The organism is Pigmentibacter sp. JX0631 (genome assembly GCF_029873255.1).
Taxonomy (GTDB): domain Bacteria; phylum Bdellovibrionota_B; class Oligoflexia; order Silvanigrellales; family Silvanigrellaceae; genus Silvanigrella.
Genome location: NZ_CP123622.1, coordinates 1374895 through 1391636, shown reverse-complemented (window position 1 = coordinate 1391636; position 16742 = coordinate 1374895). Strand labels below are relative to the sequence as shown.

Below are 16742 nucleotides of genomic sequence, written 5' to 3'. Positions count from 1 at the left end.
TTTTCTATAATTGCTGTTACTTTTATGATATTAGATTTTCATTGATGATAAGAAGAGGTGATTCTATGCATAAATTAAGTTTAACTAGAATATTATTATTTTCTATTGCTATAAATTCTATATTCATTAAAAAATCGGTAGCTTCCCATAATGCAATTAATTTTGAAAGATTTCTAAGAACAAAACAAAGAAACATACCATTTAAAATGATTTTTGATTGGAATATAACAACTGGATCTATTTTATATTCAAGTATTGCAAAATCTACAAATGGTGTCATGTATGTGGGCTCTTTTGATCAAAAACTATATGCATTTGATAGGAAAGGAAATATTTTGTGGAATGTTTTTACAGATGGCGCAATTTATTCTTCTCCTTTTGTGGATAAAAATGGTATTATTTACTTTGGATCTACAGATAAAAAGTTGTATGCTATATATCCTAATGGAAAAAAGAAATGGGAATTTCTAACCGAGGGTGATATATATTCAAGTCCTGTAGTTGATCAACAAGGAACTGTTTATGTTGGTTCTAATGATGGAAACCTTTACGCTGTTAACGAAAATGGAAGTAAAAAATGGGTATTTAAAACTAATGCCCCAATTTACTCTGCAAGTCCAAGTATTGATAAATTAGGCAATATTTATATTGGATCGAATGATAATAAGTTATATTCAATTAATAAAAACGGTATAAAAAATTGGGAGTTTGAAACAGAAGGGTATGTTTACTCATCGCCTGATTTCGCAAAAGATGGAACTATCTATTTTGGATCGTACGATTCAAATATTTATGCTTTAAATCCTAATGGAACAAAGAAATGGCAATATAAAACTGGAAGAATGATTTATTCTAGCCCTAAAGTTGATGAAAATGGGACTATATATATTGGATCCTATGATCATAAATTATATGCAATGAACCCAGATGGAACAAAAAAATGGGATTTTGAATGCGGTGGAACAGTGTATTCAAAGCCTCAATTTAATAGATTTGGTAATATACTAGTTGGGTCTTTTGATTATAAAGTTTATGAAATTTCTCCTGAAGGAAAACTAGTCTGGAGTCATAAACTTGGGGGGCCAATTTATTCAAATATTTTAACAGGTGATAATGATGCATTTTATGTAAGTGGTTTTGATCATAAAATATATGCATTTAAGAAAAAATTTGATTTACTGCCTTCCATTGATTAAAGAATCTATTTTATTTTCAGCTTTCTGAATAATTCCTTGAATGATATTCACTTCTTTTGCTGTTAATTTTTTTTCTGCCAATAATTTAGAAAAAACACTTTTTCTTTTTTTGTCATTGCCATTTTTAATGTAATTAATTTTTTGTAGAAAAGACATGATATTGTTTTTTAGCATTTCAATATGCTCTGAATTAGCTGTTGTTTTATATTTAAAGCTTGGTTGAATGGCGTTCACTTCTGAATTTAAGTATTTACTTGTTTCATACAAAACAACCATAACTGCTTGAGCAAGATTAAGAGAATGTGAAGTACCAAAAGTTGGAATTGTCAAAAGATGATTACAAAGGTCTATTTCTGAATTTGTTAATCCTGAAGATTCTCTCCCAAAGACAAAAGTAAAATCGTTATTTGTTTTTAAAAGTTCTTTTATTGTCCATGCGGAGTGAAGAAATTTGTGATGACCGCGAATTCTATTCGTAGTACCAATTATAAAATTTTTATCAGAAACAGCATCTTGCAATGATGAATAGACTTTCGCATTTAGCAATATGGTATGGGAATGCATAGCCAACGACATAGCACTTTCACTGCCATGCTTTAAATAGTCGCAAGGATTCACTAATCTTAATTCTGACACTCCCATATTATTCATTGCTCTAGCGACAGAGCCAATATTGCTAGGATGTTCAGGACAAACTAATATAATGCAAATACTTTTTTGATTCATTTGTTACTTTTTGTTTAATAGAGTTAATATTTCAAAATATTCTTTAAAAAATTGATTTTTAAATTGCAAGATACTTTGAATTTTTGGCATTATTCCTTTTTTTAAGTATATATATTGTAAATACTTAATAACTACAGATATATATTTTTTTTCATAAGCATAAATTTTTACTTGTTTAACAACTTCACTAGAGTTTATGGTTGGTGTTTTATTTTGACTTGAAAATTCAATCATTTTATATAATGTTTCTTTCAGCAATGGGTCCTTAATAAATACTGATAAATTAATAAATATGCCGTATGCCAAACACTGCGAAATATTCTGTAAACTAACTAATATCTCAAAAAAGATAAAATCTGTTACTTCTATTTCTGTTTGAGGGGGTATGTGCTCTTTTAAATGGATGGCTTTTAAAAATAGTGAGCAAATTTTTTTATCTTCAGATGTTAATGGCCATTGGTCAAATTGCTGTAACATGAGCTCATAATTTTTTAAATTAATATCATTAATATATAAAAATGTTTTTAGAAAATTGAAAAAAGGATATGGGGTATCTATTTTTATTTTGCTAGTATTAATAGTGTTTTTAATAATACTTTTATTTGAATTTGAAGAATCTTTTAAGTAGTTAGGAAAAAAGACTAAACTAATATCTAATATTTTATTAATATTTTCATAAAAAAAGTAAAAACGACCTAGTTTTATTTTTTTAAACTCAAGCAAAATTCTTTCTTTACTAAGCAAATAAATTCCATCTGATTTACGCTTACCAGCAAGAACACATTCGTCAGATATTTGAAAGTGTAAATTTGCTGAAAATCTACACATCCTAATGATTCTTAAAGCATCTTCATGCAGACGACTATCAGCGTCCCCAACACATTGGATGATTTTCTGGCGAATATCATGCAAACCATTGTGGGGATCCAAAATTTTATTTTTTATGGGGTCAAAGTATAAACAGTTGATAGTGAAATCTCTTCTATTGGCATCTTCCTGAAACGTTCCTTTTGTTACATTTGCAGGCCTTCTTCTGTCTATGTATTCTCCATCTTTCCGAAAAGTAGTTACTTCAAAGGAAATATCATTATGTTGGACGAGACATACTCCAAATGATTCCCCAACAAATCGACTATTTTCAAAGAGTTGTTTAATTTCTGAGGGAAGAGCAGATGTTGCAATATCAAGATCTTTTGGAACTAAATTGGGTCGGATGACAAGATCTCTTACGGCTCCACCCACAACATAAGCTTCATATCCATTTTTTTGAAGAATGGAGCAAATTTGTTTAGCAGAAACAAATATTCTAGATTTGCGGACATTTGAGTAAGGAGAAAACTCCTTATTTTTAAAAAGCGCTTTATGTTTCACAAATTTTCCGTTATGCAGGTTGATTGGCTATGATGCCTCATAGATTAGCCCTTTTTAGCCTCAACGATTATTTAAGGATCATGGCATCTGGAATAGCATTTAGCATATTTTAAAAGATAGAAACAGGATCACTCAAAAATGACTTTAAGAACATATACACGTCTTGTAGCTTTGGTAGGACGCCCAAATGTAGGAAAAAGTTCCTTGTTCAACCGCATTATACGTGAGCGCAAAAGCTTAGTGCACAACGAACCTGGGGTTACCCGAGATCGTATTTTTGGCAGAGCTGAACATAATGGGGAACTTTTTTATCTTTGCGATACGGGTGGATTTGAACCAACCTCTAAAGATAACATCAAAATACAATTGGTTGAACAAGCTGAACTTGCTATTGAAGAAGCTGAAACGGTCATTTTTGTTGTTGACGGTAGAGAGGGAATTCATCCTATAGATTCTGAATTGATCAGAAGACTCCGAAAATCAGAAAAAAACTTTATAGTGTGCGTGAATAAATGCGATTTGCCAAAAGATGATATTTTTGTAGAAGAGTTTAGAAAACTTGGAGTATCTAAGATATTTCCTGTAAGTGCTGAACATAATAGAGGAATGGGTCACTTGCTTGATGCTGCAACTGAAATTTTTGCAAATTCAAGTAAAATTAAAGAAAATGATTTAGAAAATCCCCCCATAAAACTTTCCATTATTGGTCGTCCAAATGTCGGTAAATCCTCTATTTTAAACAGACTTGTAGGAGAAACTCGTTCAATTGTTGATGATCGTCCTGGTACAACTCGTGATACGGTAGATGCTTTTTTGAAGTACCATGGCAGAGAATTGCAAGTTATTGATACAGCAGGAATTCGTCGAAAAAGTCGAATGGCAGATAAACTTGAACGGTTTTCAGCGTTTAGAAGTGTCTCTTGTTTAGAAGAGTCTGATGTTTCTGTTTTAGTCATAAATGCGGAAGACGGAGCGACGGATGGTGATGCCCGTGTAGCAGGCTATGCTTTTGAATTACGCAAACCAATTTTAATTGTTGTAAATAAATGGGATTTAATAAAAGACAAAAATTCTAAAACAGTAAATGATTTTACTGAAAAATTACACTTAGATTTAAGATATTTAAGATATGCTCCAGTAGTTTTTGTTAGTGCACTAGAAAATTTACGGGTGAGTAAATTAATTCCTTTATGTTTAGATCTATACGATCAAAGTAACAAAAGAAATTCTACTTCCCAGGTTAATAACGTACTGAAAGAAGTTTTATTAAAACACACACCACCAATGGTAAAAAATAAATCTAAAAGAATTAAATTCTTCTATGCAACCCAAGTTGGTACTTTACCGCCCAGATTTATTATATTCTGTTCACATCCTCAAGATTTACATTTTAGTTATAAAAGATATTTTGAAAATGCCTTTAGAGAGGCATTTAATTATAAAAATATTCCTATATCAATTATTTTTAGAGAAAGATCTCGTTCTCCACTAGATGAAAAAGGGGAACGCGTTAAAACAAATAAAGGCGCTCGTTTCTTAAAAGATCGTAATTATGATGATGATATTAGATCTTTAACGAATGATGATATGAAATCTTTAGATGGGTCTGAGATTGAATTTTTTGATGATGATTTAGAGGAATAAGAATGAGTTCTGAAATGTCTAACGTTAAAAATTTTGAAGGTCGTTGGGGGCATTTATATAAACTGTGGAATAATATTGTAACTCAAGACTCACTACCGCAAATAGACCGTTGGTTGTCACAAGAATTTGCCAAAAATTCGAAGTATGGTAGCAAAGATAGACGTTGGTATAGTGAAGGAATTTTTGCTGCTATAAGATACGGCTATTTTGCATTATTTGCTGAAGAATATTTTATAGCGATAAAAAAAAATAATTTTTTAGAATTCAAAGATTTTTTTTCTTCTTTTACAAAAAAATACTCAAAAGAAATAAATATTATAAAAGCATTTTCAGCCATAAATACAGAGCGATTTTATTTATGGATAAGATTTCGATATTTTTCAGCAAAAGATACTCCTGAAAATACAAGTTTTAAAATTCCTGAAGATTTATTTCCTGAAGAAAAAAAAATTTATGAAGCTTTAATCAATTCTCTTGAAAATAATAATTCACTAGAATCTAAAATGATTTATTATAGTGTTCCTTTGTATTATTTTGAACATTTTAATATCAGATTTAATTATTCAAATTGGGATGCGGAAAAACAAAATATATTATTTCAATCCCTAGAATCAAGGCCACCTATGTGGATAAGGTTAAATAATTCTTCGGAAACAGAAAATGTTTTAAAAGAATTAATACAAGAAGGATATAAAGCTTCTATCTATTTGCCTGGAATAATAATGTTACAAGAGGTAAAAGGTGGGATTTTTGCATTGAGATCTTTTAGAGATGGGTTATTTGAAATTCAAGATCTTGCAAGTCAGCAAATTGGACAAAATATTCAAGTAAAAAATGGGCAGTTTGTCTGGGATTCTTGTGCTGGAGGCGGTGGTAAAACTCAACAAATAGCTAGTTATTTAAACAATAAGGGAGTTATTTATGCTTCTGATATTAGAGAATATAAACTAGAAGAGTTAAAAAAGAGAGCAAAAAAAAGCGGTTTTTTTAATATTCGTTGTATCAAGTGGGAAGGTAACAGTCTTCCTAAATTTGCAAAAGAAGTTGAAAATAAAAATGGGTTTGATTGGGTGCTAGTAGATGCTCCTTGTTCCTCTTCAGGAACTTGGCGAAGAAATCCTGATTCCAAGTATAGAATAATACAAAATAATATTGAAGAGTTAACTAAACTGCAGTTGAATATTTTACAAAATGCAAGTTTAGGAGTAAGAGAAGCTGGTTACCTTGTATATTCCACTTGCAGTTGGATTTATGAAGAGAATGAAAAAATTATTGAAAAATTTCTAATGCGAAATAATAATTTTATTTTAAAAGAGCAAAAAATGCTTGGTTCTCCTTTTGAAAACTCGGACACAATGTTTGTAGGAATAATGCAAAGAATGAATTAGCTATTATTTTATTATTGGGTTTCTAAATGATATTAAAATATGTTAACTTATTGCTGCCTTTAGTTATTTCATTTCCAAATTTGTGTTATGCAACTGCTTCTGCAAATGTAGATGTTTTACTCAGAAGAGGTTTTTTAAATATAGGAAATGGAACTACAAAGCCTGTTTTAACATTAAAAAGTCCTTCAGGAGGTTGGACTCTAAATCAAATGGTAACTGTTTCTGGTACCTGTTCAGACGTAACTGCGAATCCAATTTACATAAATATAAATGGCTCTAGATATTTTACAAGAAACCAAAATGGTGCGTTTAGTCGAACTTTTCCAGCTGCAAAAGGAAAAAATACTGTAATTGTAGAGTGCAGAAATTTAGCAGGAACAACTTTCATTAAAAGAACTTTTGAAGCACGAATTCCTTCTATAGGTCTAAAAATAATATTAAGTAATGATACAGATGGTGCATATACTGATTTGCACATATATGAACCTGATGGTTCTCATGTTTATTGGGTGCAAACTGAATCACCTTCGGGTGGAAAGTTTTTTTTGAATAAAGAAGGAGATTCATTTGATACACCAGGATTTGGCCCTTATATTTATCAAAATGTAAAACCATTAATTGGTATTTATAGAATTGATGCAAATTATTGGCCTGGTGGCGCAGTACAACATACATTAGGAAGACTTACTGTAATAACGAATGAAGGAATGCCAAATCAATTAAAAAAAGATATTGAAAAACCTTTAGCTAAACCTGGTGAGACTGTAACTCTAGCTTATGTAGTGTTTAAGGGAAATAATCAACAACCAGAAATCATAGTTCCTGCAAAAAATGGAAAAAACTCTAAATTAGAAATTTCAAAAGAAATATTAGATAAATGGAAATCTTCTAATGATTATAAAAGTGATGATTCAAATAATGAAGATTATAATATTCATTTAAGTTCATCGGAAGAAACTAAAGATTATTCAGAGATAGAAAGTAAAAGCATAAAAAAAAATTAATAACCTTTAGTAATATTAAAAATTCCATTGAAAATAAAAAATTAATTAACTTAAAAGATGAAAAATTGCTGCGAACAGCTATCGTAAATTTAGCTCTTTATCAAGCAAGAAGAATAAGTTCTAGCTGGTTAAAAGAACAACAAGATTGCGCTGGTTTTATTAGGTTTGCATATAAAGAAGCATTAAAAAAACGTACTTTAAAACAAAGAAACATTCTGCAAATTCCTGAAAAATTATATTTTCCAAGTGTTTCAGAAGAAGCTAGATCTTTATTTCCAAATTTTCCAAATATCTGGGAAATATCAAATTCCAAATATTCTTCATTTGCAGATGCTGAAAATTTAGTTACCTATAATTTTGAATATGTTTCAAAAAATGTAAATGATTTATTACCTGGAGATATTCTTGCATTTAATAAGAATAGTAATGCCTTAGAGCCATGGCATTTAATGCTATATGTTGGAAAAGTTTATAATAAATCTTTAGTTATGTATCATAATGGAGGAAAAGGGAAAAATGCAAAAATTCGAATAGTATCAATCAATGATTTACTTAATTCTCCTGATCCTCAATGGTTACCAAATAATAGAAATCCTTTTTTTGTAGGAATTTATAAATGGAAAATGTTTCAAGACATAAAAAAATTATAGGAATTATAAGTATATTAATAGCTATATTAATTTGTGCTATTATTTTTTATTTTAAATTTTTTTCAAGTTCTTTTGATAGTATTAAGATGAATGAAACTAAAGTTTTATTAAAATATCAATACTTAGACGAAAGTATAAATAAAAAATTATCAGTTCTAAATTTAGATAAAAATCTTCCTGATAATGTCTATAATGAATGCAATGCTGATGCTTATACCTTGGATAAATTATTGCATGGAGTTTCATTAAATTCAATTGATCTTCCAAAAAGACCTGATAGTAAAGCTGTTTGCGATAATTTTGAAAAAATTATCTTAGCAAGAACAAATCCAACTTTAGTAATAAAAATAGCTAATGGAAAAGATTTTTATAATTGGTATACAAAAAATGAAAAATTTCAAAAAATTAAAGAATCCGAAGTTTTTAGCGGATATATGTCAAATTATAGTGACATAAAAAATATAACAAGTTTAGAAATTGGATTTAAAAAAGTTGCAGAACCCTTTCTTAATATATTGCTAAAAGAAATCATTGAAGCAAACCCCATTATTTATTATGATACAATAAGGGGAAAAAATGGAATTGTATTAGAGTATAATACTGAAGATACAAGAAGTTCTAAAAATATTTTAGTCACAATTACTAAAAAATATGGAAAGAAAAAATATGCTTTTAAAGGTTCAAATGTAAAAATATGGGAAATAAATTTAGCTAACCAGGATATTTATATATCTGAAGTTGAAAACAAAATATATTTATCATTTAATCTAATTACTTTAATTAATACTTTAGAAAATCCAAGAGAAGAATTTTCAATTAAAGATCCCAATGCTAGTGTGGTAGCTAAACTAAGATTAGAAAGCTACTTTGATAACTTTTTGAATGTCTTATTCGAAAAGAATAAATATAATCCTGAGTTTAGTTTTAAACTAACTGAGAATGAAACAAAACCTTTAAATATGAAATTAGAAAGAAATAAATTATTTGATATTCTAACTCCATCATTCTCAGATGGTGTTTTAAAATCTATTCCTCATGACGTATTTTTTTCTTTTGCAGCAAGCATTTCTATACCAAATCCAATTCCAGTAGACGATTTAATTATTGATGAAAAATTAAATTATGATGTATTTAAATTAGGAAAGAATAAAAGTGGTTTTGCTTTTATCTGGGATCTCAATAGTGATGCAAAGTTTAATATTTCTGAAGTAGGATTAATCATTTCAAATAATAAAACAAATTTAGATGAAGGATTCCCTATTGATGGATTAGTTGCTGCTGAAAATGGTATTGTTGAGTACTGTAAACAAGCAAATGTTTATATAATGGCAAGTAGTAGTCAATTATTTAATAAAATGTCTTCATCTTGTAAAAGTCAAAATAAGTCAATATTAAATTGGAAATCAGGTGATTTGAATAATTTTACTTCAAGTCAACTATTTTTTTCTTTTAATTTAAATACATTTTTTTCTTCTTCATTTCTTAGTGCAACAAAAAATTTATTATCTGATGATAATGAAAATAGTGGGAAGGAACAAATTCCTGATTGGAAAAGAAAAAGTATTCAGGAAATTAATAATATGAAGAATGATACATTAAAAACTTTGAATCAACTACCTATTTTTGGATTTTATGGAAAAAATAACGAAAATTTAACTGGATTTTCCTTGAATAGTAAGGAATTTTAACATGTATTTAATACGGAATATTTTTTATATTTTTATTTTATTAAATTTTCTATCTGTTTCTGCATCTCCTTTTTATTTAACGATAGAAAATAGTTTTTCGTCAGAAGAAAATGCAAAAATAAGGCTTGATTATCAAAACCGAGATATTGAAATGGAGTTGAGAATACTCCAACCAATAAATATTGATAAATTTTTGGAAGGTCAATTAAATATAAGTAGAACTTATGAAGAACCTACAACTAAACTAAATGCGGGTCATTTTATTGCAAAAGGGCTTAATCGAGTTGATGTTCCGTTGGATAAGCTAAGAAGGTTTATTTCCCCAGAATTTAGAAAAAACTTTACTGATATATTATCTGATTCTATAAAAATATTGCCAAAAGTTTCAGTTGCGGATCAAAGAAAGTCAATTTTTATATTGCCTCCAAGTAATACAAAACTAGTTAAAAAATTTAGAATTCCATTAATGGGCAATACTGAAATTATTGAAGGAGAAACTCCTGGCTTTGAATTTTCCGAGATAAGTGAAAATAAATCATATAATCAAAATAATATAATTTTACCCAAGCTACCATCAGGCCTCTATTTAATTCAAGTTGTACAAGGTCAAGATGAAGCACAAAGTATTTTACAAATATCAGATATATCTATGCAAGTTAAGCAATCAACAAATCAAGTTTTAATTACAGCAATGAATAGAGATATGTCACCTGTAGAAGGAGCTACTGTTTATTTAAGGGACAGTCGAGGTAAATGGTTAACATCTCCTAGTAAAACAAATAGTGCAGGTCAATTATTAGTTGAAGACACTACTCCATTTGATTCTAAATTAGTTGTAAGATTAGAAAAAAATGGAATTAATGCTTTTGCAAGCACAGAATTTCTGTCAGTAAATGAAGCCAAATCCGATATATTTTTGATGACAGATAGACCTATTTTTAAGCCTGGGGAAGAAGTTTATTTTAAAGGGATAATGCGATCAAGAGACTCTGGTAAACTAATAACTCCAATATCTTTCTTTAATACTCCAATTAAACGCTTAGATAAAATTGATATCGTGGATAATAAAGGAGCTCTTGTACAGAGCTTAAAAGATATTAACTTAACAAAATTTGGTTCTTTTTCAGGAAAAATTGCTTTGCAAAGCGATCAAACTCCGGGAATATATCAAATTCATGCACAAAGTGAGCAAAACTCATATTCTGGGGAATTCAGAGTTCGTGATTATGTTAAGCCAACATTTTATTTACAATTAGAAAAAATGGATGGATCTTTTTATCCAGGTAAAACTGTTAATTTAAAATTTAAAGCAATTCGTTATTCTGGTGGAGTGCCAAGTGATGCAAAATATGAAATTTATGTATATCGAAAGAAGTTTGAAGTTGCACAATGGATAAGTGAAGAAGGTTATGGGATACAGTCAGGAAGTGATTACTTTGGGAAGAAACTGACAAATAGTCAAAATCAACCAATTAGAATTTTTAGTTCGGTAGATGTGCGCTTGCAAGGTGTGCATGGTATGCAAGAAGAATCAAGTTCATCTGAAAAAAAATCTGAAGATAAAGCAAAACAGTTTACTTTAAAAAATAGTAATAATGGAGTGTTTGAAGGCTCTTGGAGCTCTGCAAACGAATTTGACTCATCAGGAATGGGAGAATTTGAATTTACTTTACCTGAATCAAAAGATTCAGAGGATGAAGAGTGGACTTATTCATTAATGATAAAAGCTATGGATGCTCAAGGTAGTCAAGCAATATTAACTGAAAATTATCCTGTTACATTATCTGAAGCTTATCCCTCACTTTCAATTAAAAATATTATATCTAATACTAAAAGTAACAATGAAATATTTATTCATTCAAGTATGCCAAATGGAGATATCGCTAAAAATGCTAGTGGTATAGTAACTTTTAAGCTTTTAACTGCTGATGGGAAAGAAAAGAAACTTGATGAAATTCCATTTACTACAAACGAAGATGGTGTCACTAAAATTATGACACCTAAAATTGAAAGTACTGGAAAAATAATAGCAAAAGCAAAATTAATTTCATTGAATAAGAAGAAAATGAAAAATTCTTCTGAATCCGATTCTGTTGAATTTATTGTAGCAGACGAAACTAATTCAGCTGTATTAGATAATTCTCAAGTAGAACTCTTTTCAAATATAAAGAATGCTGAAGTAAATAGTAAATTTAAATTATTAGCTTTACTTCCCAAAGGTTGGGGTAATAATGAAAAAGGTATTGCTTGGATTACAATAGCTGGAAGTAAAATTTATGAGAAAAAACTTATAAATTTAACTGGTCGCAGTGCCTGGCTAGATATTGAAGCAAAAGAAAGTTATGGCAATGGTTTTTTTGTAACATTAACCATACCTAAAAATGAAGGTAGGTTTTTAGAAAGATCAATTAGTTTTAAAATTCTCCAAAAAGATAAAAAATTAAATATATCTGTATTAAATAATAAAAAAGTTTTAGAACCCATGGAAAAAGCTAAGATCAAATTCCATGTTACAAAATATGATAAATCTCCAGCAGCAAATGTAGAATTAGCAGTTTCTATTGTTGATAAAGCAGTTTATGATGTTCAAAATGAATTTCGGCCAAGTATTATTGATTTTTTCTATCCAGATCCAAAACTAAATTTAATGACTTTTTATTCAGATGATTTACAAGGATATGGTTTTGCAGATAAAATAAGAAGAGAAAATTTTGATTTATTTGCATTAAAAGCTAAAAACCAATTGGCGCGAAATAAAATGCGAGATACCGCAACTTGGGTTCCGCATGTCGTTACTGATCAATCAGGAAATGCTGAAATTGTAGTAAATATGCCAGCAAATGTGACTGAATGGGTAATTAATGTTGTGGCTATTGACCAGGATGGAAGATTTGGAGAACAAAAATCATATTTGAAAACAGTTACTGATTTATCAACTAATCCAAATATATCGCAATTTTTACGAACAGATGATGAATTAAATTTTAATGTAAGATTTTATAACTCTAGTAATCTATCACCATCTTTTACTTCTAAAATTATTGCGAGTGATAATCTTTTCTTAAAGAATTCTATAGTAAATGGACAAATTTTAGCGATGAAAGATATTATAACTCCATTTTCTGTTAAAGCTTTAACTCCATCAGGTCTCGGTAATTTAACATTTTCTTTTCATGCAGCTGGTTTAAAAACAGGTGGTGAAAGTGATTATTCATTAAAATTAATTCCTAATGGTATTCAGCAAAATTTTCCAGGCACTTTTAATAGTAATAATTTGACATTTAATATACCAGAAAAAGCTAAAATATCTGATCTTCATGTCCAAGCAACATACGGATTAACAGGTTATATTTTATTAGCTTCAAATTGGTTAATTACTTATCCATATGGATGTACAGAGCAATTAGTTTCTTCTACTTTACCAAATTTGGTTTTATACAAATTATTTAATGAACTTGGTGTTAAAGATGATAAACTAGGGCAATATAAACAAGTATATGATAAAGCTCTAAGTAATTCTGAATTAGGTTTAAAAAAATTAATTGAAAATCAATTAAGCAATGGTGCATTTACGATGTGGAAGCAAAATCCTTCCCCTAGCGTTTATATGACACTTATTGCAGCATATGGTTTAGAACAAGCAAATTTTCTTGCAATGAAAGGTGAAGTTAGTGAGGCTTTAGATCATGCAAAAGATTGGTTAAGTATGCAAAATATTGAAAAACTTTTAATTAAAGATGATCAAGTATCGGAAGATAATTTCTTGTTTTTTAGAAATGCTGCAATTTTAAATGTGATTCCAAGTGAGAAATTAGAAAAGGTATTTAAAAATATAATAGATTCTCCTTTAGATAAAATTAGCATTTCATCATTGGTTTATACATTAGAAATTCTTGAAAGTTGGACGTATAATGATTCAATTTCTAAAATTAAAAAAGAAAATTACGATATATTATTGCAAAAGTTACAAGATAAAATATTAGAAGATATTCCAAAAATTAATAATCAAGTTTATTTTAAAAATGTTAAACTAAGCGATAGCGAAGAAAATTTACCATTTCCAATAGATTATATTACTATATATTCTTCAGCTTACAATATCTTATTTAAGAACAATAAAATTAATAAAGAGTTTGAAAATCTTTTTAAGAATAGATTAATAGAGACATTAAATGAAAATGGGTATAGTTTTGGTTCAACTTTTAATACTGCTCAAGTTATTATTAATTTAAAAGATGTTGTTAAGAATGAAGTAAAAATGTTTAAAAAATTATCAACCTCAAGTATTAATATAAAAGGAACAGATAATGAAACTATTTTAAAATTAACTCCAACTCTTGGAGGTTTTTCAGGAAATTTGAAAAATTTAAAATCTGATAAATCAATTAATACTTTAGTTCCAGAAAATTTACCAAACGGATTTTCGCTTCTGGCTTCTGCTAAAGCATTTGTACCAATGAATGATATAAAAGAGATGGATAATGGAATTAAAATTAAAAAAGAATTTTTAAAGTATAATGAGAAAAAGAAAGAAGTTCAAAAAATCAATTTATCAGAATTAAAAATTGGAGACATAGTTTTAGTTAAACTAACAATAAAACGTAGTAAGTTAAATAATAATCGCAATATTCATAGTAATTTTTTAGTAGTTGAAGATTTAATTCCTTCCATAGCTGAAGGAGTAGATAATGATGATATTTATTTATCGGATTTCAAAATAAAAACAGACGCGATATTAGAAACTAAACGTTATCCAGAAAAAATAGTTCGTGTTTTAGAATTACCTAGTAATGAAAATGATAGTTTAGAAATATATAATGTTTGGAATGTAAGATTTTCAGGAATGAGTTCAATTCCCGCAACAAAAGCAACAGATATGTATAATGATAATATTTTTGGGTTAAGTTCTTCATTTGAGGTAAAAAATAACTGAAATGGATATTTTTTTATATGGAGAACTTCAGCAACAAGTTTTGTTAATAGATAAAATAAACAAAATGCAACTTGAGTTGAAGTCTTTGGGATATTCATTTGGTAAAGATACTGAAAACTTAAGAATCTATCCCTTTAATAAGAAGCAAAAGGCAAATTACAAAAATAATTTACATGGGGTGGCTGGAACTTGGAGTCCTGGAAAAATAGTTGTCCAGGCAACTCCTATTAAGCCTTATACAGTAGAACTACTTGTAAAACATGAATTAATGCATGAAGCTAATTTTCATACTTGTAAAGGCAAATTACCAATATGGGCTGATGAAGGCAGTGCCATGTTTTATAGTGGAGAAGTTCATTTATTTAGCAAAATTGATGAAACAAATGAATCAGAATTAGATGATTTAAAACAGGATGTAAAATACGATAGGCCCTTAAAAGAAACATCTAGGAATGCTTTGCAAAGTTTAATTAAAAAATATGGTTGGAGTATTGAAAAACCTTGCAGTTTTCCCACGCTAATTTCACAGATTTTAGATGTTCAAAAAGAGCAGGATTCTGGAAGTCTCTCGTGGCGAATTATTCATATAACAACTGGGAAATTAGTTGATTTTTCAGGTAATCAAAAAAAGGCTGCTCCATTAGGATCTCTTCTTAAAATTCCTGTTTTTTCAAGCATTGATACATCAAAACTAACCTTGAAAGAAATAAATTTTTTATCTGAAGCATTGCTAAAAAGTGATACTAGAGAAATTTTAAAACTAAATAATAAAATTAAATTTTTTGATAAAAAAAAATTTAGTAGTTTAATAAATGATGAAAAGTATCAATTAAATAATTTGGACTTATCTTTACTAAATAATTCTGCAACAATGCAGAGTTGGGTGCTTGGAGAAAGGAAACCTGATGGAACATGGTTTTACCCTTTAAATTTAATTCAAACTGGTTGGTTAATGCGGAATTCAATATTATCAGGCGATAGAAAATTATTTTTTCCCTTAGCAGAACATGAGTATTACAAAAATTCTACTTTAAATCGAAATTCTGTTGAGTTTAAAAAATTAATTTCTGAAAATAGTATTATTGCAAAAACTGGAAGTACAGGGAATGTCTTTTCTAAACCTTATTATGGACATGTTTTATATGTTTGGCCTAGAAATAATCCTCAATATTTAGCTATTTTTAGACAAGAAGGAGTCAATGGCTTTGTAGTAGCAGAGCATAGTTACAAATATTTAAAAAACTTTATTGCTTTAAATAAAATTAGTTCCCAATTAGATAATAAAGGTTTAGTTAAAGTAGAACTTTATTCAAAACTTCGAGAAGAGAAAATAAAAGTTACAAATAATTGTCCTAAATTTTATTCTAATTGGTATAAAGAGGTTCATGGTAGAGATGTTATGTTTACTACTTGTGGAATGTTTTTTGTTTCTTTAATTGGGCAGAAAAATCTCCAAGAAAAACTTCTTCTTGGTGGACTTTTAGAAAAAAACAAGTATTATCTTTTAACTGATCCTATTTCCTATACTAATGCTGTTGTGAAAGCAGAAGATAGTAAAATTTCAGGTGAAGCTAACAAAGCTTTTCGTTCTATTATTTACTGGAATTCTATTTATTCTAATAAAACTAATCCTATTTGTGATACTACTAAGTGTATGGTTTTTTTAGGTAATTCTTTAACAGATGCAAAAAATTTAGATTCTATATTTAATTCAGAGCTAGTCGATAAAAACCTAATTTTATATTTAAATTCTCTAAATTTAAAAGAAAAATGGTTGATGTTTTCTAAGGGAGGGATACAACCTTGGACAAAAAATATTACTGGCAAACAATTACAACTTTCTTTAAAGTCAGAGTTTATTTTAAATATCCAAAGATATATCGTAGATGGTAGAAAAGTAAAACTCCATATTCAATATCCAGAAAATGAGGAATATTTGGATTGTGAAAGTTTTAGGAATAAATTGAAATTAAATTCATGCCCTGATTCCATAACCTTTAATAAAGATAAAAATGAATGGATTTTTAGTGGAATAGGTGAGGGGCATGGATTTGGATTCAATGTTGAGTATGTGAAAGAAATATCAAAGAAAGGTAAATTTGCTATAGAATTGTTAAAAGAAACCAAATGGCATTAATAATT

Annotated in this window: 10 protein-coding genes; 8 read left to right on the top strand and 2 right to left on the bottom strand. The window is 28.6% G+C overall.

Features of this window, described 5'->3' with window-relative positions; all coding sequences use genetic code 11:
• Positions 1-65 precede the first annotated feature (65 nt).
• Positions 66-1196, top strand: coding sequence for a PQQ-binding-like beta-propeller repeat protein (locus tag QEJ31_RS06030; protein WP_280592887.1), 1131 nt, complete (start codon positions 66-68; stop codon positions 1194-1196).
• Here the strand turns inward: QEJ31_RS06030 and QEJ31_RS06025 are convergent.
• On the bottom strand, positions 1176-1922 hold the full coding sequence (locus QEJ31_RS06025; RefSeq protein WP_280592886.1) for an RNA methyltransferase: 747 nt from the start codon (positions 1920-1922) through the stop codon (positions 1176-1178). The two genes, QEJ31_RS06030 and QEJ31_RS06025, sit on opposite strands and share 21 nt — an antisense overlap.
• 3 nt (positions 1923-1925) lie before the next feature.
• Complete coding sequence (locus tag QEJ31_RS06020) at positions 1926-3293, bottom strand: CCA tRNA nucleotidyltransferase (protein WP_280592885.1); 1368 nt, start codon at positions 3291-3293, stop codon at positions 1926-1928.
• A gap of 138 nt (positions 3294-3431) precedes the next feature.
• Here QEJ31_RS06020 and der point away from each other — a divergent pair, with 138 nt between their 5' ends.
• The 7 genes from der to QEJ31_RS05985 all read left to right on the top strand — a co-directional run bounded on the left by der (position 3432) and on the right by QEJ31_RS05985 (position 16737).
• The gene (der, locus tag QEJ31_RS06015) at positions 3432-4937 is read left to right on the top strand and encodes a ribosome biogenesis GTPase Der (protein ID WP_280592884.1); all 1506 of its coding nucleotides are present in this window, start codon (positions 3432-3434) and stop codon (positions 4935-4937) included.
• A gap of 2 nt (positions 4938-4939) precedes the next feature.
• A complete protein-coding gene (locus QEJ31_RS06010; protein ID WP_280592883.1) occupies positions 4940-6325 on the top strand; it encodes an RsmB/NOP family class I SAM-dependent RNA methyltransferase in 1386 nt (461 codons plus the stop codon).
• Positions 6326-6351: 26 nt separating this feature from the next.
• A complete protein-coding gene (locus QEJ31_RS06005) occupies positions 6352-7329 on the top strand; it encodes a DUF2135 domain-containing protein (RefSeq protein ID WP_280592882.1) in 978 nt (325 codons plus the stop codon).
• Between the two features lie 65 nt (positions 7330-7394).
• The gene (locus QEJ31_RS06000) at positions 7395-7979 is read left to right on the top strand and encodes a DUF1175 family protein (protein WP_280592881.1); all 585 of its coding nucleotides are present in this window, start codon (positions 7395-7397) and stop codon (positions 7977-7979) included.
• Positions 7946-9667 (top strand): hypothetical protein, encoded by a 1722-nt coding sequence (locus QEJ31_RS05995; RefSeq protein ID WP_280592880.1) that lies wholly within the window; start codon positions 7946-7948, stop codon positions 9665-9667. Before QEJ31_RS06000 ends, QEJ31_RS05995 begins: the two co-directional genes overlap by 34 nt.
• 1 nt (position 9668) lies before the next feature.
• The gene (locus QEJ31_RS05990) at positions 9669-14600 is read left to right on the top strand and encodes an MG2 domain-containing protein (RefSeq protein WP_280592879.1); all 4932 of its coding nucleotides are present in this window, start codon (positions 9669-9671) and stop codon (positions 14598-14600) included.
• Position 14601: 1 nt separating this feature from the next.
• Positions 14602-16737, top strand: a complete 2136-nt coding sequence (locus QEJ31_RS05985; RefSeq protein WP_280592878.1) for a hypothetical protein — start codon at positions 14602-14604, stop codon at positions 16735-16737.
• The last annotated feature ends 5 nt before the right edge of the window (positions 16738-16742 follow it).